Source organism: Mucilaginibacter mallensis (genome assembly GCF_900105165.1).
GTDB lineage: Bacteria > Bacteroidota > Bacteroidia > Sphingobacteriales > Sphingobacteriaceae > Mucilaginibacter > Mucilaginibacter mallensis.
The window spans coordinates 1239360-1265399 of record NZ_LT629740.1; the positions used below are offsets into that span (position 1 = coordinate 1239360).

Here is a 26040-nt window from a genome sequence, read left to right on the forward strand (position 1 = left end):
TCAGAGTGTATAAAAGTACATTGCTGAGCAACATCCTGTAAATCCCAAAAATCAAAAAAATCCTGGTTCGAAATCCTGGTTCGTTTATTCTACTGCGATACCATCCCCGATATCACATTGATGCTCAGCGCCACTATCAGCGTATTAAATATAAAGGATATCAAACTATGCACCAGGCAAAGGCGACGGATGGAGCGGTGGGTAATCACAACATCTGACACCTGGAATGTCATACCTACTACAAACGCGAAATATACAAAATCAAGATAATCGGGGTCTTCAGTGTCAGGGAACTGGAGGCCGCCACCGGGTAATACTTTACCATCATCAGTATCGGTATCATAATACATATGCGCGTAGCGCGATGTAAAAACGGTATGAACCAGCCACCATGATACTGCAACCGCAGATATGGAGAGCAATATATGTGCATTTTTAGCTGCCGCAGAAATCCCATGGGATGATTTTAACAGGAAAACAATAGCCACTAAACTAACCACTGCCGCTGTTATAATAAATACAAACAGGAAATATCGGCTTGAATCCTGTAGTTTGGCTATCTTTTTTACCTCGCGCGGGTGGGAGCTAAGCATAATGATCCAGTTGAGTATGATTATGGTTAAGGCGCAGCCTATCCAGCAGGATAATGCCAGTTCGGGCCAGGTTAATGAATCGCGGAAGCAGAAAAAAACAATTACACTAACAGCAATTGCTATCATTAAACGAACGTGTGCATCAATCCGGAAAAAAAATCGTCTATCGGGGATTATATTTTTTGTCATTTTTTTATTTAGTCTTCTTCAATAATTTCAATTACACGGCCAACCTGCCCATCCTCCAGCCTAACCTTTATGCCCCGCGAGTGATAAGATGAACTGGTTAATAAATTCTTTACTATCCCGCGTGTTCTTTTGCCCGATCGTTGATCTTGTTTGAGTATGATATCAACCTCAAGTCCGGGATAAATATCGCTTCTGTTCTGTCCGTTCATTTTATCCAAATCTATAACAGATTATTTATAAAGCCTATTTTATTTGAACATCAGAACACCAGTGTGTTTTTTGACTTTTTAATTTTGACTTTTGAATTAGCTATTGCTCGAGGTATGATCGCAAACAATTTTCCACCCACCATCAATTTTGCGGAACCATAAGGTAAAATAACCGCCTATATCTCCGCTGGCACGTGTTAAATGCCATCCGCCAAGCATAAACGCGTTCTCGGGGTCAAGTAATTGCAGTTTAATCACCTTAAATGCCAGCTGCCCCATAGCGGCTTTACCCGGGTAGCGTTTTTTATAATTATCGAGCGTAGTTTGCCAGCCATAAACAGGCCCGGTTTTGCCAACAAACATTAACGAATCCGATTTCCAGTAGCCTTGCATAAAGCCATCAACATCGGCATTGTTCCAGGCTTGCTGCTGGTCGGCTAATAATTTAAGGATGGCTTGCTTGTCTTGTGCATAAACTGTACACAATGTAAAAATGAACAAGCAGGAAAGTAACAATCTCTTCATAATGCAAAATACATAAAATCATCCGAAAATACTTTTTAGCTTTGGGGCTTCATCTAATACTTATGAACAATAAAGTACTATGTTTCGGCGAGGTTTTATGGGATACCTTTGGCAATGAAAAAAAAGCCGGTGGTGCCCCTATGAATGTGGCAGCACATTTGGCCCAGCAAAAGGTTGATGTAGGCTTTGCCAGCAGAATAGGATCAGATGAACCGGGTATTAAACTTGCGGGAGTTTTAAAGAAAAGTGGTTTATTTTCTGAGCTTATACAAGTAGATGAAGAACTGCCAACCTGTGAAGTCACTGTTCAGCTTGATGAAAACAACCAGGCTACTTACATTATACCCGAACCCGTTTCGTGGGATAATATTCAAACTACAGAAGCGCTTGTTGCCAGCGCTGTAAAAGCATCAGCTATTGTTTTTGGCAGTTTAGCCTGCCGTACGCGCACCACTCGTGATACCTTACTGAATTTGCTTGATGAAACCAAAGCCTTAAGAATATTTGATGTAAACCTGCGCGCACCACATTATACGCTCTCAACCATCGAGAACCTGGCAGCCCGTGCCACTGTGGTAAAAATGAATGAAGAAGAAGCCAACCTGTTAATAGGCGGCAGTAACGGGCATTTGTTAGATAAGATTGCTGAATTTCGTGCTAAATACCATCCGCAAACTATTTGTGTAACCCGTGGCGAAAACGGCGCTATGATATGGCATAACCATGAGGTTTATGAACACCCCGGATTTAAAGTTAATGTTGTAGATACTGTAGGCGCTGGCGATGCTTTTTTAGCCACTTTTATTGCCGGCATCTTGGAAAAACAACCCATGCAGCAAGTGCTTGAAAATGCCTGCGCCATTGGTGCATTTGTGACCAGTAAACGTGGTGCTAATCCGGTTTATGACTGGGCCGAAATAGATGCTATAAAACAGGGATAAAACGCTCCTTAAATTTCCTGTTCCACCCTTTTTAGCACTACATTTTCCGTAAAATAATTTTGGTTTTGACTGAAATTATTTTTTGGGTTAATATGTCGATAAACAGTGTTTCCTCGATATTCCATTGAATTTACTTCTAAAGCATTACTAGTTGCTTTTTATTTTATAAATAGTAAGAATTGTTGCCTAATATGTACAAGTTTAAACTTTTGAGAATTTGTGCTTTTTGATGCTTTAAAGCAGTTTTTTTGATGTTTTTCCTCAACTTTATACAAGTAAAAAACGTATAAATCACCAACAAAATTAGTTGTTATGGACCCAATAATAATGGACCGAAAAAAATGCAAAAAATGTGCACGGGGAAAGCTAGATACCCGGGCCAGACGCAGCATTGTGGTTAAAGTAACTTTATTTTGGTTGCCTGTTAAAAGGTACAGGTGTGATAGTTGCCTTAAAAAAACATATGTACTCGGGTCGTCACTGGCACCGGTAAGGAGAGCTAATTTGCAAATACTTTAACCAATTTACCCTTTCATCATTTAGCAGGTTGTTGTGATCCTGCTGAAAGTAGAATGTTCCTAGTCCTTATTTCCTGATTATCTGCCCGCCATAATGGTGGGCAGATATTTTTTTTCTGAAATCAGCTTTTTGTTTGAAAATAAGAGCTTTTAACAGGATGAACCATTCCTATTGTCATTGCTGCCTAACAATTCTTCGTAAAAAGCCCCCGCATAAAACTTTTAATAAAAATTATCCGTTATTTTATATCAGAAAGGTACAATATGCGCGGTTTTGGATTTTCCAAGTTTAGCCCAAACGATATCCCCAAAGGTGGATTCGACGAATTACTGAAGTTATTTCTGGAATTGCTTAATTATACATCAGGCGATGCAGGCGAAGCTTTGGCCTGGATGAATGAGCTTGATAAGCAATATAACATCACCAGTGATGAATATGGCATGGGCGATTTTATTGATGAACTGAAGCAAAAAGGTTACCTGGATGAGGATAAGCAAAATGGCGAGTTCAGGATAACTGCAAAAGCAGAGCAGGGGATAAGGCAATCAGCACTGGAAGAAATATTTGGTAAGCTGAAAAAATCAGGCAAAGGCAATCACCGGTCGCCGCAATCAGGCCAGGGTGATGAAAAGAATGCCGAACGTCGCGAGTTCGAATTTGGCGACAGTCTTGACCAGATAGATATGACCCAATCTATCCACAACGCGCAGGTAAATCATGGTATAGGTGATTTTATGATGACCGAGCGTGATCTGGAAGTTGAGGAAATGGATTATAAAACCCTTACCTCGACTGTGCTGATGATAGATATATCGCACTCCATGATACTTTATGGTGAGGACAGGATCACGCCGGCCAAAAAAGTTGCCATGGCGCTGGCTGAGCTTATCCGTACCAAATACCCGAAGGATACATTGGATATTGTTGTATTTGGTAATGATGCCTGGCCTATCACACTAAAAGATCTGCCTTATTTACAGGTGGGGCCGTACCATACCAATACCTACGCTGGGCTTGAGCTGGCAACCGACCTGCTGCGCAGGCGCAAAACCCATAACAAGCAGATATTTATGATAACCGATGGAAAGCCAACCTGCTTAAAAGAGGGTACTAAATATTACAAGAACAGCATAGGGCTAGATAGAAAAGTGGTGAATAAAACCCTGAACATGGCTGCCCAGTGTAAACGCTTAAAAATTCCTATCACCACATTTATGATAGCCAAGGATCCTTACCTGCAACAATTTGTGCGTAAATTTACGGAAACAAACGGCGGCAAGGCTTTTTACAGTTCCCTAAATGGCTTAGGCGAATACATTTTTGAGGATTACATCCGCAACAGGAGAAAGACAGTTCGGTAATTTGGGTCCGAAAGTCCGTAAGACTGAAAGTCCGAAAGATTATGGGCAGTATACATTAATCAAAGCATCTACTATAAAAAACTCTTCCGGACTTTCGGTCTTCCCCGATTTCCGGACTAAAAAGAAACAATGAATAAATTAGAAATAAAAACCCTCGGCCAGTTAAAGCAAACTGATTATGTAAGCCGATCGGTTAAAGATGAGTTAAGGGCCAACCTGATAACACAACTGAAAAAAAAAGAGGGTGGTTTTGAGGGTATCATCGGTTTTGAAGATACGGTAATTCCTGACCTGCAAACTGCCATATTATCCCGCCATAATATTCTTTTACTCGGTTTACGTGGTCAGGCTAAAACACGTATTGCCCGCTTGCTGGTAAATCTACTGGATGAGTATGTGCCGTACATTGAAGGATCGGAGTTATTTGATGATCCATTGGCGCCTATCTCGTGGTTTGGGCATCACGAAGTGCTTGCCAAAGGTGATAACACGCCAATTGCATGGCTGCACCGCTCTGATCGTTATACCGAGAAGCTGGCTACGCCTGATGTTACCGTGGCCGATCTTATCGGTGATGTTGACCCTATAAAGGCAGCTACCATGAAGTTAACCTACTCTGATGAGCGTGTGATCCATTTTGGTTTGATACCACGCGCGCACAGGGGCATATTTGTAATAAACGAATTGCCCGATCTGCAGGCACGTATACAGGTATCGCTGTTTAATATTTTGCAGGAAAGAGATATACAGATCCGCGGCTTTAAACTACGCCTGCCGCTTGATATTCAGTTTGTATTTACAGCCAATCCTGAGGATTATACCAATCGCGGTTCAATAGTAACGCCATTAAAGGATAGGATAGAGAGCCAGATATTAACGCATTACCCGCGCACAGTTGAGGTATCGCGCAAGATAACCCAGCAGGAAGCATTCTTAAGCCCTGAGCAGAAGGTAGCAGTAGAAGCTGATGGTTTGGTGAAGAACATGATAGAGCAGATCGCTTTTGAGGCGCGTAACTCTGAGTATATCGATAAAAAATCGGGTGTATCGGCACGGTTAACCATATCAGCCTATGAAAACCTGATCAGTAATGCCGAGCGCCGCATGATCATTAATCATGAGGCCACTACTTTTGTACGTATATGCGACTTTTTAGGCGTTATACCGGCAATTACCGGCAAAATTGAGCTGGTATATGAAGGTGAGCTCGAAGGCCCGGCAAAAGTGGCTAATATGCTTATAGGCAAAGCAGTTAAAACAATGCTGCTGCAATTTTTCCCCGACCCGGAAAAAGCTAAAAAATCAAAGGCTCCAAATCCTTATACCGAAGTTATCAATTGGTTCAGTAATGGTAACAACTTATCGTTAGTGGACGACCTGCCACTGGCCGAATATAAAAAAGCTTTGAATTCCGTAACCGGTTTAAAGGAACTGGTTAAAAAGTTCCACCCGAATTTGAGCGAAAATCAGCAACTGTTGCTGATGGAATTTGTATTGCATGGCCTGGCCGAGTTTTCACAACTGAGCAAAGGTTTCCTTGATAATGGTTTTGCGTTTTCAGATATGTTCAACAGCCTGTTCAACCTTGAACCGGATGATGACGACGAACTGGATATGGATGATGACCGTTATTAATATTTTTTATAATTGTCATTTCGACCGGAGGGAGAAATCTTTTTCACCATGCATATTCGTATGCAAAGCGCAGAAGATTTCTCCCTCCGGTCGAAATGATATTATTTTTTTAGATGACTATTCAAGTTGGAATATTGCAGGAGATTCCGATATTTGAATATTAGTCGCGCCCAGTTATTAAATTAATATTGCGGGCTGATCATCCCAATCACTGATGAGGAAAATATTACAATCTGCTTTTGATTTTATACTCTTCAGCAATATTTTTATGTCGTTGTGCGCAGTAGCGCAGGGGCTGGTTACCTTTCTTCTTATCGGCTCAAAACCTGTATACTCAGTTTTAGGGTTATTATTCGTATCCACCCTGGGGATATACAATTTCTGCATACTTATTAGCAAGCCTGAACGTCCACAGGATTCAATATATCGTCGCGAACGCTGGTTCTTTGCACATTACCGGCTTATGGTTACCATAACCATCGTATCTATACTGGCGTTAATGCCGCTGTTTGTTTTAATATCTACCGAATCACGTATACTGCTCATCTTTTTGGGTATAATATCATTTGCTTATGGCTTGCCCCTGTTTACCCTGGGCGATAAGAAGTTTGGCTTACGTAATATCCCCGGCTTAAAGCAGTTTCTGATCACTTTGGTATGGACAATGAGCTCGGTACTATTGCCATTACTGGAGGCTCAGCACCTGCAACTAGGCACTGTATCTATGCGTGATACTACTATACTCATTGCTAAGCGGTTTTTATTTATAGGAGCACTCACAGTGCCGTTTGATATCCGTGATCTCTTCCAGGACAAGCAATCGGGCCTTAAGACGGTCCCGGTAGTTTTCGGTGAAAAGAAGGCTTACCTGTTTTGCCAGGTGTTGTTGGCGGGCTATGTTGTACTGTTGTTCCTGTTCAGGAATAATGGCTTTAACAATGATTTTTGCGCGTTAACCATAACCGCTGTTTTAGCCGGATGGCTTATCTTCAGATCAACCTTGGAAAAAAACGAATATTACTACTTCTTTTGTATCGATGGGATTTTAATTCTACAATATCTCCTTTTACTGGCATTCAGGGCCATATAATAACTCATTTATGGCGGCCAATTACAATAACTCAGCCTGGTTTTATGACAGGCTCTCACGTATTGTTTATGGCAAGGCACTGGTAAACGCGCAGGTTTATTTGTTAAAGCATGTGCCTGCAAATAGTAAAGTGTTGATAGCAGGAGGAGGCACAGGGTGGATACTGGAAGAATTAAGTAAAATACATCCCACAGGCTTAAACATTACCTATGTGGAGATAGCCGAACACATGATGGCGCTATCCCAAAAAAGAAACGTAGCCGGTAATACAGTAACATTTATTAATGATGCGGTAGAGAATGTAACATTGCCCGCGGATTTTGACGTTGTGGTCACCCCATTTTTATTTGACAATTTTACGGAGCAAACACTTGTAAAAGTATTCGCTCATATCCACAGCCTGCTTAAAAGAGATGGACTATGGTTGAATACTGATTTTCAGCTCACGAGTAAATGGTGGCAGCAGTTTTTACTGAAAACCATGTTCCTGTTTTTTAAAGTAATATGTGGGATAGAAGCCTCCAAACTTCCTGCTATTGCGAAATGCTTTGCGGAAGCCGGTTATAAGGTTGCGGATAGGAAAACTTTCTTTGGCGATTTTATTGTGTCGGAGGTGTATAAACAAGAAGAATAAAAAAGCGTCATTGCTAGGAACGAAGCAATCCTTATTAAGGAAAGGTGGGTGTCACCCTGAGGCACTCGAAGGGTGAGCGTAAAGGCCTTTGCCCACATGCTTCGAGGGCCTCAGCATGACCCTCATCTGCGTAAAGATTGCTTCGTTTCTCGCAATGACGCGTGGCGAATAATGTCGTAATTAAACGGTTATATTACTCAATATAGCTTTCCAATATTTTAAAGCCCCTTTCGCTGTAAAGCTCAACGTGGTGAATCACCTTTGGCAATAGTATACACTCACCCATTTTAACCGGGTAAGTTTCGCCGTTGTATTTAATTTCATACGATCCTTCCAAACATACATGTATCACAAATGAATCAAGCGATGAGTAGTCTTTTACCGTGCTTTCATTAAAATCAAGCAGGTTGGTTGTAAAGTATGGGCAGCTAACTAAGTGCACAGTCTCGTCTTTTGCAGGAGTATACAGGGTTTTATATTCCGGGTAATGTTTGTAGTCGATGGCTGCTAATGCTTCTTCGGTATGCAGTTCGCGTTTGTTGCCTTTGTCATCCACACGGTCAAAATCATAGATGCGGTAGGTGATATCTGATGTTTGCTGTATTTCGGCAATCAGTAAGCCCTTGCCTATGGTATGTACACGGCCTGCGGGTAAAAAGAAAACATCCCCGGCTTTTACATCTTCCTTATTCAAAACATCGGTTAAATGCCCGCTGTTGAATTTCTCCAGGTATTCAGCCTGCGTAAGCTCCTTGTTAAAACCTGCTATTAATGTTGAACCCGGGTCAGCCTCAATTACATACCACATTTCGGTTTTGCCGAAAGAGTTATGGCGTTCCTTAGCCAGTTTATCATCAGGGTGAACCTGGATCGACAGGTCCTCGTTCGCATCAATAAATTTTACCAGTAACGGGAAAATGTTACCGAAATGGTCATAAACCTTTTTGCCTACCAGTTCGTCTTTATATTGCTCCAGCAGATCAGCCAGCGATTCGCCTATTAAGCTGCCATTTTCAACAACTGATACATCAGATTTAACGCCTGATATCTCCCAGGTTTCGCCACAGTTTGGCAGATCGCCAAAATCTTTGTGTAAATAGGTGTTAATTTTTTGTCCGCCCCAGATCTTGTCTTTAAAAATGGTCTTGAATTTTAGTGGATATAATGTTGACATGGTATGAAATGTATTATAACTTGATATTATTCGTATTTATTTAATAATTGTTTTATTTGGGTTATTAATTGGAGCAGATAGGTTTCTTTTGTAGACCAGATTATCTTATGGTCTATTCCAAAATAATTATGAACTATTCTGTTTCTTAGCCCGCGTATCTTGAACCAATCTATTTCGGTGTGATTTTCCTTTAGTTCATCAGGCAAACGGTTTGCTGCTTCACCAATAATTTCAAAGTTTCTTACTACTGCATCAATAGTTTTGCTATCCGCTATAAATTCTTCATAAGTTAAATTGAGCGTATAGGCATTAATCTTCTCAGCACTTTCAAGTATATCTTCTAAAAGAAGTTTTGGCTGGCGGTTAGACATAGATTATCTCCGGTTCAATCACGTTAAAATATTTTTGCTTGATACCGCCTCTGGAAACCAGATCAACTTTGCGATTTAACTTTTGTTCAAGTTCCTCGGCAAGTGTTACAAATTCAATTCCGATGTTCCCGTTAAAGTCAACAATAATGTCGATATCACTATTGGTATTAAAATCATCGCGCACAACAGATCCAAACAAGCCAATAGAGGCTATTGGATATTTTAATAACAGCTCTGGCTTTAGCTGTATTAAAATACTTTTTATTTTATTCAGATCGATCATAAAGCAAATATAGAAATTATAAAATTTCTATTCAGATACCTTCTCACTGTAAAATAAAAAAGTCCGCATAGTTTCTATGCGGACTTCCATATTCTAAAGCTAAACGACTTACTTAGCCAGCTTCTTTTTCAAGTTTTCATCTATTGCAGCCAAAAATTCTTCGGTATATAAATAATCTACACCGTGCTCAACTTTTGGTTTAATGGTGATGGCCAAATCTTTGGTCATTTTGCCGCTTTCAACAGTTTCAATACAAACTTCTTCCAAAGCAGTACAGAAATCGATCAGCGCCTGGTTGTTATCCAGTTTACCACGGAACTCCAAACCTCTGGTCCATGCAAAGATAGATGCGATAGGGTTAGTTGATGTTGGTCTGCCAGCCTGGTGCTCGCGGTAGTGGCGGGTAACTGTACCGTGCGCGGCTTCAGCTTCCATTACAGTGCCATCCGGAGTAACCAATGTTGAGGTCATTAAACCTAATGAACCAAAGCCTTGTGCAACTGTGTCCGACTGTACGTCGCCATCATAGTTTTTACAGGCCCAAACAAAGTTACCGTTCCATTTTAAGGCCGATGCAACCATGTCATCAATCAGGCGGTGCTCATAAGTGATACCTGCAGCAGCAAATTTTGCTTTGTATTCGTTTTGGTAGATCTCTTCAAAGATATCTTTAAAACGGCCATCATATTTTTTAAGGATGGTGTTTTTGGTTGATAAATATAAAGGCCAGCCTTTCATTAAGGCCTGGTTAAAGCACGAATGTGCAAATCCCTTGATAGATTCATCGGTATTGTACATAGCCATTGCTACGCCATCGCCCTTAAAGTTAAATACTTCAAATGATTGCTCAGGGCCGCCATCTTCAGGGGTGAATTTAATGGTTAATTTGCCTTTTCCTTTGGTTACAAAATCAGTTGCACGGTATTGATCGCCAAAAGCATGACGGCCAATGCAGATAGGGGCTGTCCAGTTTGGTACCAAACGCGGAACGTTCGACATAACGATCGGCTCACGGAAAACAGTACCGTCTAATATATTACGGATAGTACCGTTTGGTGATTTCCACATTTGTTTTAAACCAAACTCTTTTACACGTTCTTCATCAGGTGTAATGGTTGCGCATTTAATACCAACACCATATTCTAAAATGGCATTTGCAGCATCAATAGTCACCTGGTCGTTAGTTTCATCACGATACTCTAAACCAAGATCATAATACTTAATATCCAGATCAAGGTAAGGGATTATCAGTTTATCTTTGATGAATTTCCATATAATACGGGTCATTTCATCGCCATCCAGTTCAACTACCGGATTTTCTACTTTAATTTTTGACATTTCTGATGCTTTGTTTAATAGTTTCAAATATATAAAAATGAGCTTTACCTGTTTAATTAAATGGCAATAAATGGCAAAAACCTGTCAATAGCACAAATTATTTTGTTTTGGTATTGTTTTGTTTAAGATTGATGCTATTTTTATGGAATAATACCCAAATTAATTTTCAACCTGATATACGCGTAATGCTGATGATAAAAAACCTTACCTTAAAAACAGTAATTTTAACAATATTTATGTGTTTTACTGTGCTGGTTTCAAAAGCGCAGCTAGGGTACAATTATAATCAGTTTGATTTTGGTATAGCAGCCGGTGCCGATCAGGTTTATGGCGATGCGGAATCGATCACAACAACTCCAACAATACACGTTTCACTTAATTATAACCAATCGCCTTTTATTAACTATATTTTAGAGGTACAAGGCGGTAAGCTGCAGGGTGGTAATGAGTATAAGGATAGTTCGGGCAGGCAATTCTCCAACAGCTTTACAGCTTTTCTTTTCAGGGCCCAGGTGCAGGCAGGTGAACTTATAGATTATTCAGAGAGCCCATTTGCCAATGCCATGAAAAACTTTTATCTATCCAGTGGTGTAGGTTATATAGTAAACCATGTAACAGCAAACAGGTATTCTTTTTTAATACCTGGTTATTATACCCCCGGCAAAAACAGCAGTAACGAAATTTTTATACCCGCACGTATTGGATATGAGTTTAAAATTTTCAACCAGTATAATATCCCTAATTTAAAGGTTGATATAGCTTATCAATATAATTTTGTGATGGGCGATGATATTGATGGTTATGAGACGGGCAAGAGCAAGGACAAGTTTAGTCAGCTTACCATTGGTTTAAAATTTGCTTTCGGCGCGCTCACTTCATACCGTAAGTCAATTCAATTTTAATATTTTACCAATTTTTTTGTTTGCAATTTTTTTGGCAGGGTTTTAGTATATTTACTTATATTAACTCAAAACCTATGAACAACGAAATTGACGATCCCGTTTTTGACGATGATAGTGTAGATAGGGACAGAATACTTAGAGGTGAGCTGGGCGAAACAATTGACAAGCAACAATTGAAGTATAATGCTGATGACAACAGCTACGAATACGATGTAAAAAGCGATAACCCGGATTACGATCATCCCGATCCATATAAAACTTCTGCAAAAAATGGTGAGGATATGAACTCCACCTATGACGAGGCTAACCCTTACGATACATCAGATGAGTATATACCGAATGAATCATTGGAGACAGATGTTGACCAGTTAGGTATGCATATTGATAACGGCGAAATAGTTGAGCTTGACCCAACAGATGAACTCCTTTCCCGTACGGCCGAAGATGACAGGGACGATCTGGACGAAGAAGGATATCCCAAAAATGACAGGAAATAATTAAAATTTTATATTATCCTGAAAATAAAAGGGGGTTAGTTTACAATTGTAAACTAACCCCCTTTTATGCTATTAAATTTTATTGTTTTGTAAATGTTGTTTGATAAGCCAAATAATATTTACCACCAGCACCATTATCAATCAACGTTGGGTCAATAGTAAACCAGGTCATTGATGTTGTGGTTAATGAAGTTATTTGTATTGGAGGATTACTACTTATAGGGTAAAGAGCTTCGCTAAAAGTAATATACGTTTTACCGCCGGTGGTTGATGTAGAATAACTAAAATCTTCATCTGTGCCAAATGTTGATGTAAATACAGCAGTTTGTGAAATATTATCAATCACTGCACTATTGAAGTCGGGATCATCGGTTTGAGCCGTGCCGGCAACAACGGTATACGACGTAGTAAGGACTTCTGTAATGGATGATGTAACTTTCCACGTGCCGGTTAATTGGCTATTGCCAGTACCAGTTCCCGTTCCTGTGCCAGTACCAGTTCCCGTACCTGTTCCAGTATTCGTACTCGTTCCAGTCCCGGAATCATTGGGTTGTTTTGGATATATTGGAGCATCAAGCTTGCATGAATATAATGAAATGCTCAGCGCTGTAAATAGTGTTGCTAAAAGTAAAGGTCTTTTCATTAACAATATTGTTTAGGAGTTGCAAAGCTAAATAAATGTTTAATCTGCGCAGTATGTTATCGCACAAAAAGCTGATAGTTAAGTAACAGCGCAAAAAATAAGTTTAAGCAGAAATATTTAAATCTGATTATGAAAATAAAAGTAGACCAAATGGTTAATCAAAATCAAGGTTGAATTTTCGCTTAAGCTCTGTAAGCTGTGGGTTCTTAGCAGCCATGTACTGAAACTTTTCCTGGTTGGTATAAGGGCGTTTAACAGCTGTTATTTCATCAACCCTAACATTTACCTCTATAGTGTAATTCTTTAAATTACTGCGCAAGTAATTGAGCAAATACGGCCTTTCATCCCTGAAGAGATTTTCCTGCACCTTGTTGCCAACTACTACTTCAAACTCATAAGGGCGCAGCATTTTAGCGGCATTGGTGTTAAATATGCTTAACAAATTATGTTTGCTTTCGGATTTTAACTTGGCGGCGTAAGTATGCCAGTGCCTTAAAAAATCATCTGGCGAAAAATCATCCTTGTCATCGCCTTTAAGGTAGGGATCTTCTTCCTCATCAATCATCGCCTCCGACCCTTTACCCAGATCCTTTAATGATGGGATCTTTATTGATGTTGACGATGTGTTTAAGCTGGGTATAAATATTTTAGGCTTTTCGGCTACAAGGGTTTCCTTAGCATTGTTTACTGGCTCTGTATTTATTGATGGCGTTTTTTTTGCAGCAGTATAATTTGCAGGGGCATCATTAAGAGCAGGGGCCGGGGCCGGGTTTGGTGTTGCCGAAGCAACAGGTGGGGCTATCCCTGCTGAGGTATCAGGTTTTTTTTTTAATTGCCCATCCGGAGAGGGCATTGCAGTAGGCGGCGCGGCGGCCAGGTTAAAGGCCGATGTGAGGTAACACATCTTGAGCAGGGCCAGTTCAACCTGTAAGCGCTGGTTTTTGCTGAGCTTATAATTCAGATCGCACTGGTTGGCAATATTCATAGCCGATAGCAGGAACGAAACCGACGAAGCCTGTGATTGCTGCAGGTACTTGGTTTTAATACCATCGCTAACCTCCAATAATTTAAGGGTTGATGTATCCTTACCTACCAGCAGGTTGCGCAAGTGCTCCGATAGGCCCGACACAAAATGCGCGCCATCAAAACCTTTAGTTAAGATCTCATCAAAAAGCAACAACGTTTTGGCGCTGTCTTCTTTTAATAAGCTTTCGGTTATATTAAAGTAGTAATCGTAATCCAGTATGTTCAGGTTATCGATAACCGATCTGTAGGTTACATTGCCACCCGAAAAGCTCACGATCTGATCGAACATAGAGAGGGCATCCCTTAAACCGCCATCAGCTTTTTGGGCGATGATATGCAGGCCGTCATTTTCGTAAGTAATGCTTTCCTTTTGTGCTATGGATGCCAGATGATTGGCCATATCCTCAACGCGGATGCGGTTAAAATCAAATATCTGGCAACGCGAAAGTATGGTGGGTAATATTTTATGCTTTTCCGTAGTGGCTAATATAAATATGGCATAGTGGGGCGGCTCTTCCAGCGTTTTCAGGAAAGCGTTAAAAGCTGCCTGCGATAGCATGTGCACCTCATCAATAATATATACCTTATAGCGTACACCCTGCGGCGGTATGCGTACCTGCTCAATAAGGCTGCGGATATCATCAACCGAATTGTTTGAGGCGGCATCCAACTCATGAACGTTAAAGGAATTGCCGTTTAAAAAGGAACGGCATGAATCGCATGTTCCGCAGGCCTCGCCATTGGGCTGCAAATTGGTGCAGTTTATGGTTTTTGCCAATATACGCGCGCAGGTAGTTTTGCCCACGCCACGCGGACCGCAGAATAAAAATGCCTGCGCCAGCTGATTATTTTTAATAGCGTTTTTTAACGTATTAGTTATATGCTGCTGACCTACAACACTTTCAAAAGTAGCCGGGCGGTATTTACGTGCCGAAACAATGAAATTCTCCACAGCCATAAAGATAATGAGAAAATGCCTTAGTTAAAATAGGGTTGATGGATTGTTGAAAAATGGGTGATAAAATGGTTAATAAATGTCATCCCGAACTTGTTTCGGGATCTCACAGGACAGGTGACCTGCGTGAAGTTGACCAAGCGTTTGAGATCCCGAAACAAGTTCGGGATGACGCCAGGTATTATCATCCTACGCCTCATTAATCTTTTTCACATACAACTCATCAACCAAAATAATTAAGATGGATAATAGCGGAACCGCTAAAATAATGCCCAAGGCGCCGCTCAATACGCCCATAATTAACTGACTTATGAGCGTTAAAGCGGGTGGCAGGTCAATCATCTTTTTTTGAATGAGCGGCGTTATTATGTTTGATACTATGGTTTGTGAAACTATGTATATTATAGCTACAACAATTGCTGTATTAGTACTTATGGTAAGTGCCAGCAATACGCCCGGTATCATGGCCAGTAATGAACCTAAGTTAGGTATAAGTTTGAGTGAGCCCGCAATCAGACCCAGCACCATAGCCATTGGAATACTGATAATGGATAAGCTTGTGGCAATTAAAATAGTGATGAGCACAATGGATATCATCATGCTTTTAAGCCAACCTTTAAGCGAAAGGCTTATCCTGTCCATAATATGTTTGCTAAGTTCCTTTCTGGATTTTGGCACCAATAACAATATGCCGTTTTTATAGGAATTGGGGTTGGACGTAAAAAATATGCCCAGGAAAGCGATAATGTATATATCGCCAATTACACCAAAACTGGTACTAAAAAACGCTTGTACAGTATGGGTAAGATTGGTTGTATTGCCATCGGAGAAATTATCAAGAATCTTTTGGCCTATCGTACTTTCGCTCAGCTTTTCTTTAAATACATTTACGGTATGCGGCAGCGTATTACTCAGTTCGGCAACCTGCACCTGTATGGTACTGCCCATAAACCAAAGAAGTACCCCGAGGATAACAAACGATAGTGTAACGGATAGAGTCATGGCCCATTTGCGGCTCAGCTTGGTTTTGCGCTCAATAACATCACCCAGTCCATGAAAATAAACCGAGATCAATGATCCCGCCAAAACCATCAGCAGTATATTAAAGGCCACACGGGCTATTAATATTACACAAACCAGCAAAGCGACTATGGCAACGGTGTGCCATACTTTTTCAATGTATGTCAGTTCTTTCTTTACTACTTGTTCTTTTTCTTCTTTCATGGTTTGGTTGATTTGTTTAATAACCTCCAATTCGCTAAAAGGTTGTAATAGTCATTATCTATTGCAGATCATCATCGGGCAAATGGTCGTCATCATCAGGGTCGAGCTGTAGTTCCTCGTCATCCATCTGCATTTCGTGCTCATCATCTTCATCATTTGCTATATCCTCAAAATCCTCATCATCAATATCTGTCCAGTCGTCATCCTCATCATCGTCGTCATCATCGCCGCCAAATGTTGATGTAATTGCTGGTTGTGAGGTATAATTAATGGTTGTTAAGTCTTCATTATCAATAAATAGCATATTTGTGTTTTTATGTTTGTGGGTGTTTGAAAAGTAAGAAATTCTTATTACATTTGCAGCCCCGTAATAGCGGGTAAATAATTAAAAATCAAAGTAAATAATGCAACAGTACGAAATCGTGATCGTTCTAACCCCGTTGCTTTCAGAAGAAACTGCTAAAGAGGCTAATGCCAAATATAGCAAAATCTTAACTGATGGCGGAGCCGAAATTGTCCAAGAGGATAATTGGGGTTTGAGAAAATTAGCGTACCCTATTCAAAAGAAAACTACAGGGTACTATCACTTAACTGAATTTAAGGCTCCAGGTGATTTAATTAACAAATTGGAGGTAGAGTTAAGGCGCGATGAGCGTGTTTTGCGTTTCCTGACCATTGCTTTGGACAAACATGCCATTGCTTACAATGACAAAAAACGCAGCGGTGCTTTTAACAAAAAACCTAAAGCAACAGAGGAGGCAGCACACTAATGGCTAACGAGCAAATTAAATACGTTACCGCTCCCAAGGTGGAGGATAACCGTAAAAAATACTGCCGTTTCAAAAAGAACGGTATCAAGTACATCGATTACAAAGACGCAAACTTTTTATTAAAGTTCATTAACGATCAGGGTAAAGTATTACCTCGCCGTTTAACTGGTACTTCATTAAAATTCCAGCGTAAAGTGGCTCAGGCTGTTAAGCGTGCACGCCATATCGGTTTATTACCTTATGTTACGGATTCATTAAAATAATAGGAGATTTAAGAAATGGAAGTTATTTTAAAACAAGATGTAAAAAACCTGGGTGATAAAGACGATGTAGTAAACGTTAAACCAGGTTATGGCCGTAACTACCTTTTACCTAAAGGCTACGCCATATTAGCTACAGTAAGCGCACGTAAAGTTTTAGCTGAAAACCTTAAACAGGCTCAGTTTAAACAAGAAAAGATCCGCAAGGATGCTGACGCGATAGCTGCCCGTTTGGAAGGTGTTAAACTTACCATTGGTGCAAAAGCCGGCGAAAGCGGTAAAATTTTCGGTGCTATCAACACTATTCAATTAGCTGACGCTTTGAAAAAAGAAGGCTTTGAAGTTGACCGTCGTCGTATTACTTTTGATACTGAGCCTAAATTTGTAGGAGAGTATGTTGCAAATGTAAACTTGCACAAAGAAGTAAAAGTACGCGTACCATTTGAAGTGGTAGCTGAGTAATTTCGGATTCCGGAATTTCGATTTCGGATTTGATACAATATTAAAAGGGTGTTTTGTGAAAGCAAAACGCCTTTTTTTGTTTATATACATGTCATTGCGAGGAGGAACGACGAAGCAATCTCGTCGCGTTCAATATGCATGCGACGAGGTTGCCGCGCTATCGCTCGCAATGACATGTTGGTTAGGCGCTGTTAAGGAAAATAAATCCCAACTCCCACATCCAAAATCCGAAATATCAAATTATTTTTACAGTCGAAATGTTAAAACTTATCCTCCGGTTTCTTAAACTATTTTTCCTGTTTTATTTTGGCATCACTATTTTATGGGTGATACTGTACCGTTTTATAAACCCGCCGGTTACATTGCTGATGATAGAGCGTGGTTTTGAACGGAAATCAGAGGGGAAGGACTGGAAGATAGATAAGCAATGGGTTGATTTTGATAACATTGCCGACCCCATGAAACGCGCCGCCGTAGCCGCGGAAGACCAGCGCTTCCTGGATCACTTCGGGTTCGATTTTAAGGCGATGGAGCGCGCCATTGATAAAAATGCCAAAAGCCATAAACTGATAGGGGGGAGCACCATATCACAGCAAACTGCCAAGAACGTTTTCCTGTGGCCTGGCCGCTCTTATGTACGCAAGGCTTTTGAGGCTTACTTCACCATATTGGAAGAGATTTTCTGGAGCAAAAAACGCATTATGGAAGTTTACCTTAATGAGATTGAAATGGGCGATGGTATATACGGTGTACAGGCCGCCTCGCAGGCTTATTTCCATAAGAACGCAAAAGATCTCACCAAACACGAAGCCGCCGCCATAGCCTCTATATTCCCCGATCCTTTGAAGTGGTCGCCAACCCACCCGAGTGATTATGTGGCCCACAGGCAGTATTTGATATTGAAGAATATGAGAAGGCTGGGACCGTTGGATTTTTAGCTTCATCCGTCATAGTATTCTCTCCGCGCGTCATTGCGAGGAACGAAGCAATCTCTACGTAGGCATCACGAATATGTTGGCGTGAACATCGCTTGAAGCCGCTCATTGCCGCGGAGGCTAGTTCTTTTGTCTTGACACAAAAGAACCAAAAAGTCAAGACAAAAAGATCCTTCCGCACACAGGCAAAACACCCAGGCCCGCGCTTTTTGTCGGGCCTTTACCCGCTTTTAATCATGGGGCAATTAATGCCCTCACCTTTGGAGAGGGTTGGATGAACTAAGGTTCTTCCTTCCCCTGTCAGTAGAACAGCTTCGGATGAAAGCGGGCAAAACGATGGTGGCCTTGTGCGGAATGGCAGGGCATAGCGGGTTTTTACAGAAGCGTGGGGAATGAGCGAGCGACAGCAGGGTAAAAATATAGCAGCCCAGGTTTTGCCTGATTTTGCAGGGCAATGGGCTCGTGCGGCAAAGAAGCATTTCTACTGACTTGACTTTTTGGTCCTTTTGTGTCGAAGACAAAAGGACTAGGCCTAGCGGCTATGAGCGATACCATGCAACTCAACAGACAAGCATCTCCGCTCTGCACAGTCGGGGATTGCTTCGTTCCTCGCAATGACGCTTGGAGAAAATAACTATTAGGGTTTGTAATTTTTACCCCCTCATTATAGTACTCTCCACCCAACCCCGTAACTTTATACCCAATGAACAACGAACTCCTTACGCTTGATGATGTAAAACTATTGGTGGATACCTTTTACACTAAAGTGCAGGATGATGCCCTTTTAGCACCGATATTTAATGAGCGTATAGGTAATCACTGGCACCATCACCTTGAAAAAATGTACACCTTTTGGCAAACCACCTTGTTAGGCGAGCATACTTATTATGGCAGTCCGTTTCCGCCGCATGCTAAGTTACCGGTTGATGGCAGCCACTTTAAACAATGGATAAACCTGTTTAACCAAACGGTTGATGAATTATTTACAGGCGATAAAGCCGAAGAAGCCAAGTGGCGTGCCGGTAAAATGGCCGAAATGTTTGAGTTGAAGATTAATCATTTCAGAGATAATTCAAGAGCGATCCAATAATTATTGGGATTAGTTAGCAGTATTTATACTGAATGTCCTCATCAGTAAGCGTCCGGTCTATTTCAAACCCTGCCCGCGTTAATAAGTTTTTTGCCTTAATATTTCTGTTTGAAGTTATGGCAATTACCTTTTTTAGGCCCATATCCATCAATCCATAATTTGCAGCTAAATTAACTGCAGTTAACATATATCCCTTTCTTCTAAATTCAGATTTTAGAATAAAGCCCATCTCACCGGTATCATTATCAAACCCTCTGTAATAACCACAAGAGCCAACAATTATATTTTTGCCAATGTCAACTATCCCCCAATGGATAGAATTTCCGTCCTGGTAATCTTTATCAATTTTATTTAAGATTTCCAGCGCGTCATGCGCGGTAACGGCCCATTTACCATCATAAACACATATATCTATTATATTGGCAATATCGGTAGTTGAAATTTGCCGCATAATGATGTTATCATATTGCAATTCAGGGAATTCCTTATAAGGAGGCAGGTTTAACATTTAATTATTGATATTTCCAATTTCTCGATTTTCCTTCTTCCATCATCTCAATAGCCTGCTGCATTCGTTTTTGGCGTGTAGCGTCAGTCTTTGCATCGATAATCCATTCGAGGTATTCTTTTTTGTGCGAATAGCTGAATTTGTCGAATACTTCTTTTGCTTTTGGATTATCATTCAGCAGCGCTTCAAAATAATCTGGTGTAACCAATTCCTTTTTTTCGGCAGGAGCTTTCTTTGCTGCGGGTATTTTTATTCCCCTGTCGTTGTTTTCAATAGCTAATAATACAAAATGTTTTATAGCATCAGGTGTCGGCAGGTCATCAATAGTTTCAACACGCCCGAAACTACCGGCAGCACCATCGCCAATTTTTAATAGACCGTGCGGATCGTTCAGTAATGATGCTTTCCAGAAACCGAAGGCGCAGTGTTCCTTAAAAGCAGCCATCTGGCAAACCGGACCTTTATACTCAAAAAAAGGCATTCCCCATTTAATACTCTCCGTTATTAATGGCGATGCCGCATGTACTATTTCCCTGATGTGGTTTAAAATTGGTTTTGCAAATGCCGCTGATTTTTCAATATAGGCATCAACCTGTGCGTCGTACTGTCCCATAAAATAAAGTTAATGGTTTTTGAGGAAAAGTGAAATATGTAGGTTTTTCTTCATGTGCATCATTGGAGGAACGAAGCAATCTCTAAACAGGCAGGTCAAACTTTGCATGTTCTACACCTTTCTCTTGCTCTGTATAGCATAGAGATTGCTTCGTTCCTCGCAATGACGCGGGGCGAAAGAGATTATCAATTCAGCTTAAATACAAATACTACCTGTCCCTGCTGGGTATCAGGTGCGGTATCAAGGGCGTTTACTTTGGAGTTTCTAACGGCGTCCTCACATTTTTTTATTAGGTCATAATCGGTGATGGTAGTACCACGACCCGCCTGGGCATAAATTACATTACCGTTTTTATCAACATGAATATCAATAGATACCTTACCGGTAACCCTGTGCTCATCAGTAACAGTTGGGTTACTGATAAAACTGCGCTGTATCAGGTTTAAACTGCCGCCATTGCCCGATCCCGTTCCGTTATAATTGTTGGTAAGTGTGCTGCCGTTTGGCTTGCCCTGGTTGCCAGGAGTGTTGGTGGTGCCATCGCCTGCGCCTGTGCCGCCATTTGTCTTGCCCTTATATAATGCGTTCTGGTTAACAACGGGCTTGGCTACGGCCTTTGTAGCTTGCGTGGCAACATTTGCAGTAGGTTTTTTGGCGGTTGATGCTACCTCTGGGGCATCCTCATTATTTTGGGTTGCTATTTTTTTGTCGCTGCTCTCTTCCTGTACCTTTTCGGTAGGTGGGGCAGGGGTAACCTTGTTTGGTGCTGCATGGTTGGCTTTCTCTGCCACTGATGGCTGCTCAGTACTCATATAATCGGTACCCATACCCTGGTCGGTAGTGCCATAATTTACCAATATGCCACCCGTACCTTCTTCCTGCTTCGGCGGACTCTGAAATACAATAAAATAACACATAGCCACAATAGCAGCCAGCAAAATGCCTGTCGCTAAAAATGCCTTCGGGTAGTTATTTTCTTCTTGTTTGTATTCCATTTGTTTAGTATCAGGTATCAAGTATTTAGTATCAAGTATGGAGCTGCATCGCCGGTATTAGTTTTTTTAGTCTTGATACCTGATACTAGCTACTTGATACTAACAACCTACTTAGGTTCCGTTGCCAGAACCAGTTTCATATTTAGTTTTTGGGCCACGTCCATTACTACTACTGCATCCTGTATGGCTACGGTTTTATCAACGTATAAAACTATAGTAACCTCGGAAGCCAGGTTTTTATAAGCGGCTATGGCCGTTTGCAGCTGATCTGTTTTTGTTTCTTTCTTATCCACAAAATACCGCAGATCCTTGGTTATAGATACGTTCACCGTTTTTTTAGTTACCGACTGACTGGTTGACGACTTCGGCAGCAGTAACTTAATAACATTGGGATTTGTTATGGTTGAAGCGATAAGAAAAAACAAAAGCAGGAAGAACATTATATCGTTCATCGCCGATGTCTGCACTTCGGCAGCAATCCTATTTTTCCTGTTCCTTAAATTCATTTGCTGGGCTCCTCTAACAGGTCAATAAATTCAATAGCATCAGTTTCAAGGCTCAGGATCACCTTATCAACCATCATATTTAAAACGTGGTAGCATATGTAAGCAACCATACCCACAAATAAACCGGCCGCCGCAGTAACCATTTTAACGTATAAACCTCCTGATATAACACCTATACTCAGGTTACCCGATTGGGCGATGTCATAAAATATCTTGATTACACCATAAATAGTACCCAGGAAACCGAACATCGGCGCAATACCGGCAATGATACCTAAAATGCCTATGTTTTTTTCAAGCTTAGCTACTTCCAGTTTACCTATGTTTTCAATAGCGCCTTCAATATCTTTTATAGGTCGGCCTATTCTTAACAAGCCTTTTTGTAACATACGGCCCAGCGGGGTATTGCTGTTTTTACAAATGGCTATGGCCGACTGCAAATTGCCCGACATTACGCTTGAACGCACCTGCATCATCAGGTTGTTTTCATTTTTTGATGCTTTGCGGATAGTGAAATACCGCTCAAAAAATATCACCAACCCTAAAATGGCCAGTAAGGCAATGGGTATCATTATCACACCACCCTTTATCAGCAGATCGCCAAAATGCAATTCATCACCTGCTGTACCCCCGGCTTTGGAGAGATTGGTCACCGTGTCTGCTAATTTTTTCGCTGTATCTGTTATCTGCAATAATAAACTCATTGTTATGGATTAGTTTTTTTGGGATGATATGGTTGTAAACTTATACTGTTTTTACTTATTTTTTTTGTTTTTAGTAAAGTGTCTTCAGCATTAACTGCTTGCTGGTAATCAAAATAGGTACCTAAAGTTACCTTATATAACTTGCCGGGGACATTGTTTAGTATCCGCGCATTAATTTGCAAATGTTTATAATTACCGATAGCAATTTTAGCCTCGTCAAGGGTTTGGAATGCGCCACCCAAAATTTCATAATGTATTTTGGTAAGCGTATCATTAACAACCGGTGGGGTAACAGTAGTAGTAACCGGAGTCGGTATTTTTGCAGTTGTATCACCTTTAATCGTTGCATGTGTTTTGCCGGTATCTGTTTTTTGGGCAGGGGTATCTGTTTTAACGGTATCGTGTTTTACAGCAACAGGTGTATTTTTTACTGTAGTAATACCATTAAATAAAACGGGATCATATCTATATAAGCCAAACACCACCAATACTATTAATGCTGCGACTATAGCCAATGCAGTAAGAACACGCACATAGGTTAATTTTTTTGGTTTGGTGCCATCAAGATGCGGAACATCAGTATCAATTAGTTCGTCATGCTCATCATTTGCTGTTTGGTAAGTCTCGGGGTCCTGCGAATACACGGTTGGCTGTGGTATGTAGCTTTGTGGTTTATACTCTTCGGCTACTGGCTCGAATACTTCACTTACCGGTTCAACCGGCAATTCAGGTTCAGAGTTTTTTGGCGCTGCTGGTTCTTCAACAGGGGTATTGCCCAGTTTATTTAATTTTATCTGCGGATAGCCAAAAAAAGAAGGATCACCGGCTGATGTTGGCGCTGCTTTAAAAGTAATATTGCCATTAGTTATATATATAACACCCAATTCGGCAAAGGCAACTTCGCTTTTTGCAGCCTGCTCTTTTAAGGTAGCAATATATTTTTCAGTAAAATATTTGGATGATGCCAGCGAGATGTTCTTTTTTTCGGCGATATACTGGTAAAGCGCCTCATCATCTATGGATTGCCTGTCGAACGCTACTTTATACTGTGGAGGGTAAAGAGTAGCCTCGCGCTCATCATAATAACCATCAATACGCAGGCGCGCAAAATAGCCCAACCCGGGCACATTTACCTCGCCAAGTTGCCCTAATAGTTCACTTATATAATAGGCTACATCCATTGCGCTAAAAGTACGGTTAATTATAAAATATCAAAAAAGCTTAAAAAGAATAGCCAACACCGCCAAATATATTAAATCCGTAGTCAGGATAATACAGGTAGCTTTGATTTGTTGTGTCTAAAATGTTATTAACCTTTACAAACACCGATATTTTACTGGTAGCCTTATAATCAACACCTCCGCTCAGATCGGCAAATGAGCTGATAGTGGTAGGGGTAACTTTAATTAAATTAACTGCATCGGCATATGGGGCATCCATTGTACTGCCACGGAACAATAATGAGCCTGTAACAGACACTTTGCTATTTATATTGATTGTTGTACCGGCAGTTAATTTAAACTTAGGCAAGTTCCATGCTTCCTGTTGTTGCGATAAATTATAGCTCCTGATATCAACCTGGCCAAATATATTTACATCCTCTGATGCCTTGTAATCCAGTTCGCCATTAAAGCCATTTACGCGTGTTTTACCATTATCATATACCACAGCATATTTGTTTCCCTGCGGGCCGAAATTGCTTACAAACATAGGCAGGTATTTTACGCTATTGCGGAATATGAAAGCTTTGAAGCCTAATCCCGGCGCCAGGGTGCCTTTTAAACCGGCACTAAGGTCGAGCTGATCAACCGAGTTTTTGATCTGTAGGTTTGGCCCTATAAACGGATTGACTGTTGAAAAATCAAGCAGCGATGTTTTGTTTACATCGCCTGTGGCCTCAACAAACAAACGCACATATTTAGGTATTACCTGTATTTCTGCTTTGGCCGACGGGAAAATGTAAAAGGCCGATTTAAAACCAAACTCATCAACTATGTTAACACCGGCATCTACCTTATAGTTATCACCCTGGAATTTGATGTAAGGGTTTACCCGTACCAGGTTATTACCATAATTGTATGCGCTATCCTTTTGCGTACTCAGATCAAGCGAGCCTGATGCACCCACATAAAACTGCTGTATGGTTTCATTCAAAAAGCCTGATAATACCACATTACTTTCGCGGGCCTTAAAAGCATCGCTATAATTATACCCTTTAAGCTTAAAGGCGTAGGTGAAATCGTTAGGTACATCAGCATAATTTTTGGTAAGCTCGCCTTCGGCACCTATGATGCTGAAATGCTGACGCTGGGGCGTAATTGCAATTGTTGGCGGAACATCCTGGTTAAAGCCATAAAAATAGTTGCTGTTGTATTTATAATCAATACGGCCGCTAACGGAGTTGGTAGCACCTATGCTTTTGCCAAATACAGCAATTTCGTTTTTACTGGCATCCTGCTTGTCCAGGCTTCCATCCTCTGACAGGTGTTTGGCATAAACGCCTGTCTGTAACGCCTGATCGGCACCGTTATTAATATAAACCTCACCGTAAGTGGTCTTCAGGTTACCGAGGCCTACTTTAGCGTAGTTGTTCCCCGGCAGAGAATCCTGCTGCACTGGCATAGGCATAGCATCCAACTGGCGGATCTCGTTATCCTGTGCTAATCTTTTATCTAAAACAGTATAAGTTAAAGGTGCTTTAAAAGGGATCTTAGTTTCCAGATCGGGGTTACGGCGGATCTTAACCGCATCGGCTAATACCGGTTTATAGGCCGTAGTTACTACGATCTCTTCCGACAGCGCATTTTGATTTTTATCCGGTGTTTTATTGCCACCTGATTTAGTAGTATCCGCGCTGGTATTTGCTGCCGCGTCGCCTAACTTTTTAGCATCACTCTTTTGTTTGGATGGTGCTGCTGCCGGTTTGGTGGTTTTTTTTGCGGTCGGCTTAGTTGTTTTTTTAGCTGTAGATTTAGCGGCAGCTTTTTTAGCCTTATGCTTTGTTTGCGCATGAGCAGGTACAAAGTATAATACTAACAGTAAGCTCAGCAGCATGTATATATATCGTAGTTTCATTGCTTGTGTCGTT

Annotated in this window: 30 protein-coding genes; 12 read left to right on the top strand and 18 right to left on the bottom strand. The window is 40.9% G+C overall.

Annotated elements, in window-relative coordinates; all coding sequences use genetic code 11:
- Nucleotides 1-89: 89 nt before the first annotated feature.
- The 3 genes from BLU33_RS05045 to BLU33_RS05055 form a co-directional block, all read right to left on the bottom strand.
- Nucleotides 90-782 (bottom strand): DUF1345 domain-containing protein, encoded by a 693-nt coding sequence (locus tag BLU33_RS05045; RefSeq protein ID WP_091369951.1) that lies wholly within the window; start codon nt 780-782, stop codon nt 90-92.
- Between the two features lie 8 nt (nt 783-790).
- Nucleotides 791-991, bottom strand: a complete 201-nt coding sequence (locus tag BLU33_RS05050) for a YwbE family protein (RefSeq protein WP_091369953.1) — start codon at nt 989-991, stop codon at nt 791-793.
- Between the two features lie 96 nt (nt 992-1087).
- The gene (locus BLU33_RS05055) at nt 1088-1516 is read right to left on the bottom strand and encodes a YybH family protein (protein WP_091369955.1); all 429 of its coding nucleotides are present in this window, start codon (nt 1514-1516) and stop codon (nt 1088-1090) included.
- A gap of 62 nt (nt 1517-1578) precedes the next feature.
- Between BLU33_RS05055 and BLU33_RS05060 the strand changes: the two genes are divergently transcribed.
- The 5 genes from BLU33_RS05060 (at nt 1579) to BLU33_RS05085 (ending at nt 7696) form a co-directional block, all read left to right on the top strand.
- A complete protein-coding gene (locus tag BLU33_RS05060; protein ID WP_091369957.1) occupies nt 1579-2457 on the top strand; it encodes a carbohydrate kinase family protein in 879 nt (292 codons plus the stop codon).
- A 782-nt stretch (nt 2458-3239) separates the two neighbouring features.
- Nucleotides 3240-4337, top strand: coding sequence for a vWA domain-containing protein (locus BLU33_RS05070; protein ID WP_091369964.1), 1098 nt, complete (start codon nt 3240-3242; stop codon nt 4335-4337).
- 129 nt (nt 4338-4466) lie between these two features.
- Nucleotides 4467-5972 (top strand): sigma 54-interacting transcriptional regulator, encoded by a 1506-nt coding sequence (locus BLU33_RS05075; protein WP_091369966.1) that lies wholly within the window; start codon nt 4467-4469, stop codon nt 5970-5972.
- A gap of 214 nt (nt 5973-6186) precedes the next feature.
- On the top strand, nt 6187-7062 hold the full coding sequence (locus BLU33_RS05080) for a UbiA family prenyltransferase (protein WP_232009400.1): 876 nt from the start codon (nt 6187-6189) through the stop codon (nt 7060-7062).
- 10 nt (nt 7063-7072) lie between these two features.
- Nucleotides 7073-7696 carry a class I SAM-dependent methyltransferase gene (locus tag BLU33_RS05085; RefSeq protein ID WP_091369968.1) on the top strand — a complete coding sequence of 208 codons (624 nt, stop codon included), beginning with the start codon at nt 7073-7075 and terminating at the stop codon, nt 7694-7696.
- A gap of 193 nt (nt 7697-7889) precedes the next feature.
- Here BLU33_RS05085 and BLU33_RS05090 read toward each other — a convergent pair whose 3' ends face one another.
- From BLU33_RS05090 to BLU33_RS05105, 4 genes are all read right to left on the bottom strand, one after another.
- Nucleotides 7890-8870 carry a type I phosphomannose isomerase catalytic subunit gene (locus BLU33_RS05090; protein WP_091369970.1) on the bottom strand — a complete coding sequence of 327 codons (981 nt, stop codon included), beginning with the start codon at nt 8868-8870 and terminating at the stop codon, nt 7890-7892.
- Nucleotides 8871-8896: 26 nt separating this feature from the next.
- Nucleotides 8897-9241, bottom strand: a complete 345-nt coding sequence (locus BLU33_RS05095) for a HepT-like ribonuclease domain-containing protein (RefSeq protein ID WP_091369972.1) — start codon at nt 9239-9241, stop codon at nt 8897-8899.
- Entirely contained in the window at nt 9234-9524 is a 291-nt protein-coding gene (locus tag BLU33_RS05100; RefSeq protein WP_091369974.1) for a nucleotidyltransferase family protein, read from the bottom strand. The genes BLU33_RS05095 and BLU33_RS05100 overlap by 8 nt, the downstream gene beginning before the upstream one ends.
- Nucleotides 9525-9632: 108 nt before the next feature.
- Nucleotides 9633-10862: an NADP-dependent isocitrate dehydrogenase gene (locus BLU33_RS05105; protein WP_091369976.1), complete on the bottom strand. Its 1230-nt coding sequence runs from the start codon at nt 10860-10862 to the stop codon at nt 9633-9635.
- Nucleotides 10863-11047: 185 nt separating this feature from the next.
- Here BLU33_RS05105 and BLU33_RS05110 point away from each other — a divergent pair, with 185 nt between their 5' ends.
- A complete protein-coding gene (locus BLU33_RS05110) occupies nt 11048-11764 on the top strand; it encodes a hypothetical protein (protein ID WP_157682051.1) in 717 nt (238 codons plus the stop codon).
- 74 nt (nt 11765-11838) lie between these two features.
- Entirely contained in the window at nt 11839-12261 is a 423-nt protein-coding gene (locus tag BLU33_RS05115) for a hypothetical protein (protein ID WP_091380220.1), read from the top strand.
- A 79-nt stretch (nt 12262-12340) separates the two neighbouring features.
- Here the strand turns inward: BLU33_RS05115 and BLU33_RS25015 are convergent, their stop codons facing one another.
- The 4 genes from BLU33_RS25015 to BLU33_RS05140 all read right to left on the bottom strand — a co-directional run bounded on the left by BLU33_RS25015 (nt 12341) and on the right by BLU33_RS05140 (nt 16413).
- A complete protein-coding gene (locus BLU33_RS25015) occupies nt 12341-12904 on the bottom strand; it encodes a hypothetical protein (protein WP_157682052.1) in 564 nt (187 codons plus the stop codon).
- A gap of 154 nt (nt 12905-13058) precedes the next feature.
- Nucleotides 13059-14882: a DNA polymerase III subunit gamma/tau gene (locus BLU33_RS05130; RefSeq protein ID WP_091380223.1), complete on the bottom strand. Its 1824-nt coding sequence runs from the start codon at nt 14880-14882 to the stop codon at nt 13059-13061.
- Nucleotides 14883-15074: 192 nt separating this feature from the next.
- Nucleotides 15075-16109: an AI-2E family transporter gene (locus tag BLU33_RS05135; protein ID WP_157682053.1), complete on the bottom strand. Its 1035-nt coding sequence runs from the start codon at nt 16107-16109 to the stop codon at nt 15075-15077.
- 58 nt (nt 16110-16167) lie between these two features.
- The gene (locus BLU33_RS05140) at nt 16168-16413 is read right to left on the bottom strand and encodes a hypothetical protein (RefSeq protein ID WP_091369986.1); all 246 of its coding nucleotides are present in this window, start codon (nt 16411-16413) and stop codon (nt 16168-16170) included.
- Nucleotides 16414-16513: 100 nt separating this feature from the next.
- Between BLU33_RS05140 and rpsF the strand changes: the two genes are divergently transcribed.
- The 5 genes from rpsF (at nt 16514) to BLU33_RS05165 (ending at nt 19626) form a co-directional block, all read left to right on the top strand.
- Nucleotides 16514-16879: a 30S ribosomal protein S6 gene (gene rpsF, locus BLU33_RS05145; protein ID WP_091369988.1), complete on the top strand. Its 366-nt coding sequence runs from the start codon at nt 16514-16516 to the stop codon at nt 16877-16879.
- Nucleotides 16879-17142: a 30S ribosomal protein S18 gene (gene rpsR / locus BLU33_RS05150; RefSeq protein WP_022833472.1), complete on the top strand. Its 264-nt coding sequence runs from the start codon at nt 16879-16881 to the stop codon at nt 17140-17142. Before rpsF ends, rpsR begins: the two co-directional genes overlap by 1 nt.
- A gap of 15 nt (nt 17143-17157) precedes the next feature.
- A complete protein-coding gene (rplI, locus tag BLU33_RS05155; protein ID WP_091369990.1) occupies nt 17158-17601 on the top strand; it encodes a 50S ribosomal protein L9 in 444 nt (147 codons plus the stop codon).
- A 257-nt stretch (nt 17602-17858) separates the two neighbouring features.
- Nucleotides 17859-18539 (top strand): monofunctional biosynthetic peptidoglycan transglycosylase, encoded by a 681-nt coding sequence (gene mtgA / locus BLU33_RS05160; RefSeq protein ID WP_091369992.1) that lies wholly within the window; start codon nt 17859-17861, stop codon nt 18537-18539.
- A gap of 700 nt (nt 18540-19239) precedes the next feature.
- Nucleotides 19240-19626, top strand: coding sequence for a group III truncated hemoglobin (locus BLU33_RS05165; RefSeq protein WP_091369993.1), 387 nt, complete (start codon nt 19240-19242; stop codon nt 19624-19626).
- 13 nt (nt 19627-19639) lie between these two features.
- Here BLU33_RS05165 and BLU33_RS05170 read toward each other — a convergent pair whose 3' ends face one another.
- The 7 genes from BLU33_RS05170 to BLU33_RS05200 all read right to left on the bottom strand — a co-directional run bounded on the left by BLU33_RS05170 (nt 19640) and on the right by BLU33_RS05200 (nt 26027).
- On the bottom strand, nt 19640-20134 hold the full coding sequence (locus tag BLU33_RS05170) for a GNAT family N-acetyltransferase (protein ID WP_091369995.1): 495 nt from the start codon (nt 20132-20134) through the stop codon (nt 19640-19642).
- 4 nt (nt 20135-20138) lie between these two features.
- Complete coding sequence (locus BLU33_RS05175; RefSeq protein ID WP_091369997.1) at nt 20139-20747, bottom strand: YdeI/OmpD-associated family protein; 609 nt, start codon at nt 20745-20747, stop codon at nt 20139-20141.
- A 185-nt stretch (nt 20748-20932) separates the two neighbouring features.
- The gene (locus BLU33_RS05180) at nt 20933-21742 is read right to left on the bottom strand and encodes an energy transducer TonB (protein WP_091369999.1); all 810 of its coding nucleotides are present in this window, start codon (nt 21740-21742) and stop codon (nt 20933-20935) included.
- 107 nt (nt 21743-21849) lie between these two features.
- Complete coding sequence (locus BLU33_RS05185; protein ID WP_091370000.1) at nt 21850-22248, bottom strand: ExbD/TolR family protein; 399 nt, start codon at nt 22246-22248, stop codon at nt 21850-21852.
- Complete coding sequence (locus BLU33_RS05190) at nt 22245-22952, bottom strand: MotA/TolQ/ExbB proton channel family protein (protein ID WP_091370002.1); 708 nt, start codon at nt 22950-22952, stop codon at nt 22245-22247. Before BLU33_RS05190 ends, BLU33_RS05185 begins: the two co-directional genes overlap by 4 nt.
- Nucleotides 22953-22954: 2 nt before the next feature.
- On the bottom strand, nt 22955-24133 hold the full coding sequence (locus BLU33_RS05195; RefSeq protein WP_091370003.1) for a hypothetical protein: 1179 nt from the start codon (nt 24131-24133) through the stop codon (nt 22955-22957).
- Nucleotides 24134-24173: 40 nt separating this feature from the next.
- Complete coding sequence (locus BLU33_RS05200; protein ID WP_157682054.1) at nt 24174-26027, bottom strand: porin family protein; 1854 nt, start codon at nt 26025-26027, stop codon at nt 24174-24176.
- Nucleotides 26028-26040 lie beyond the last annotated feature (13 nt).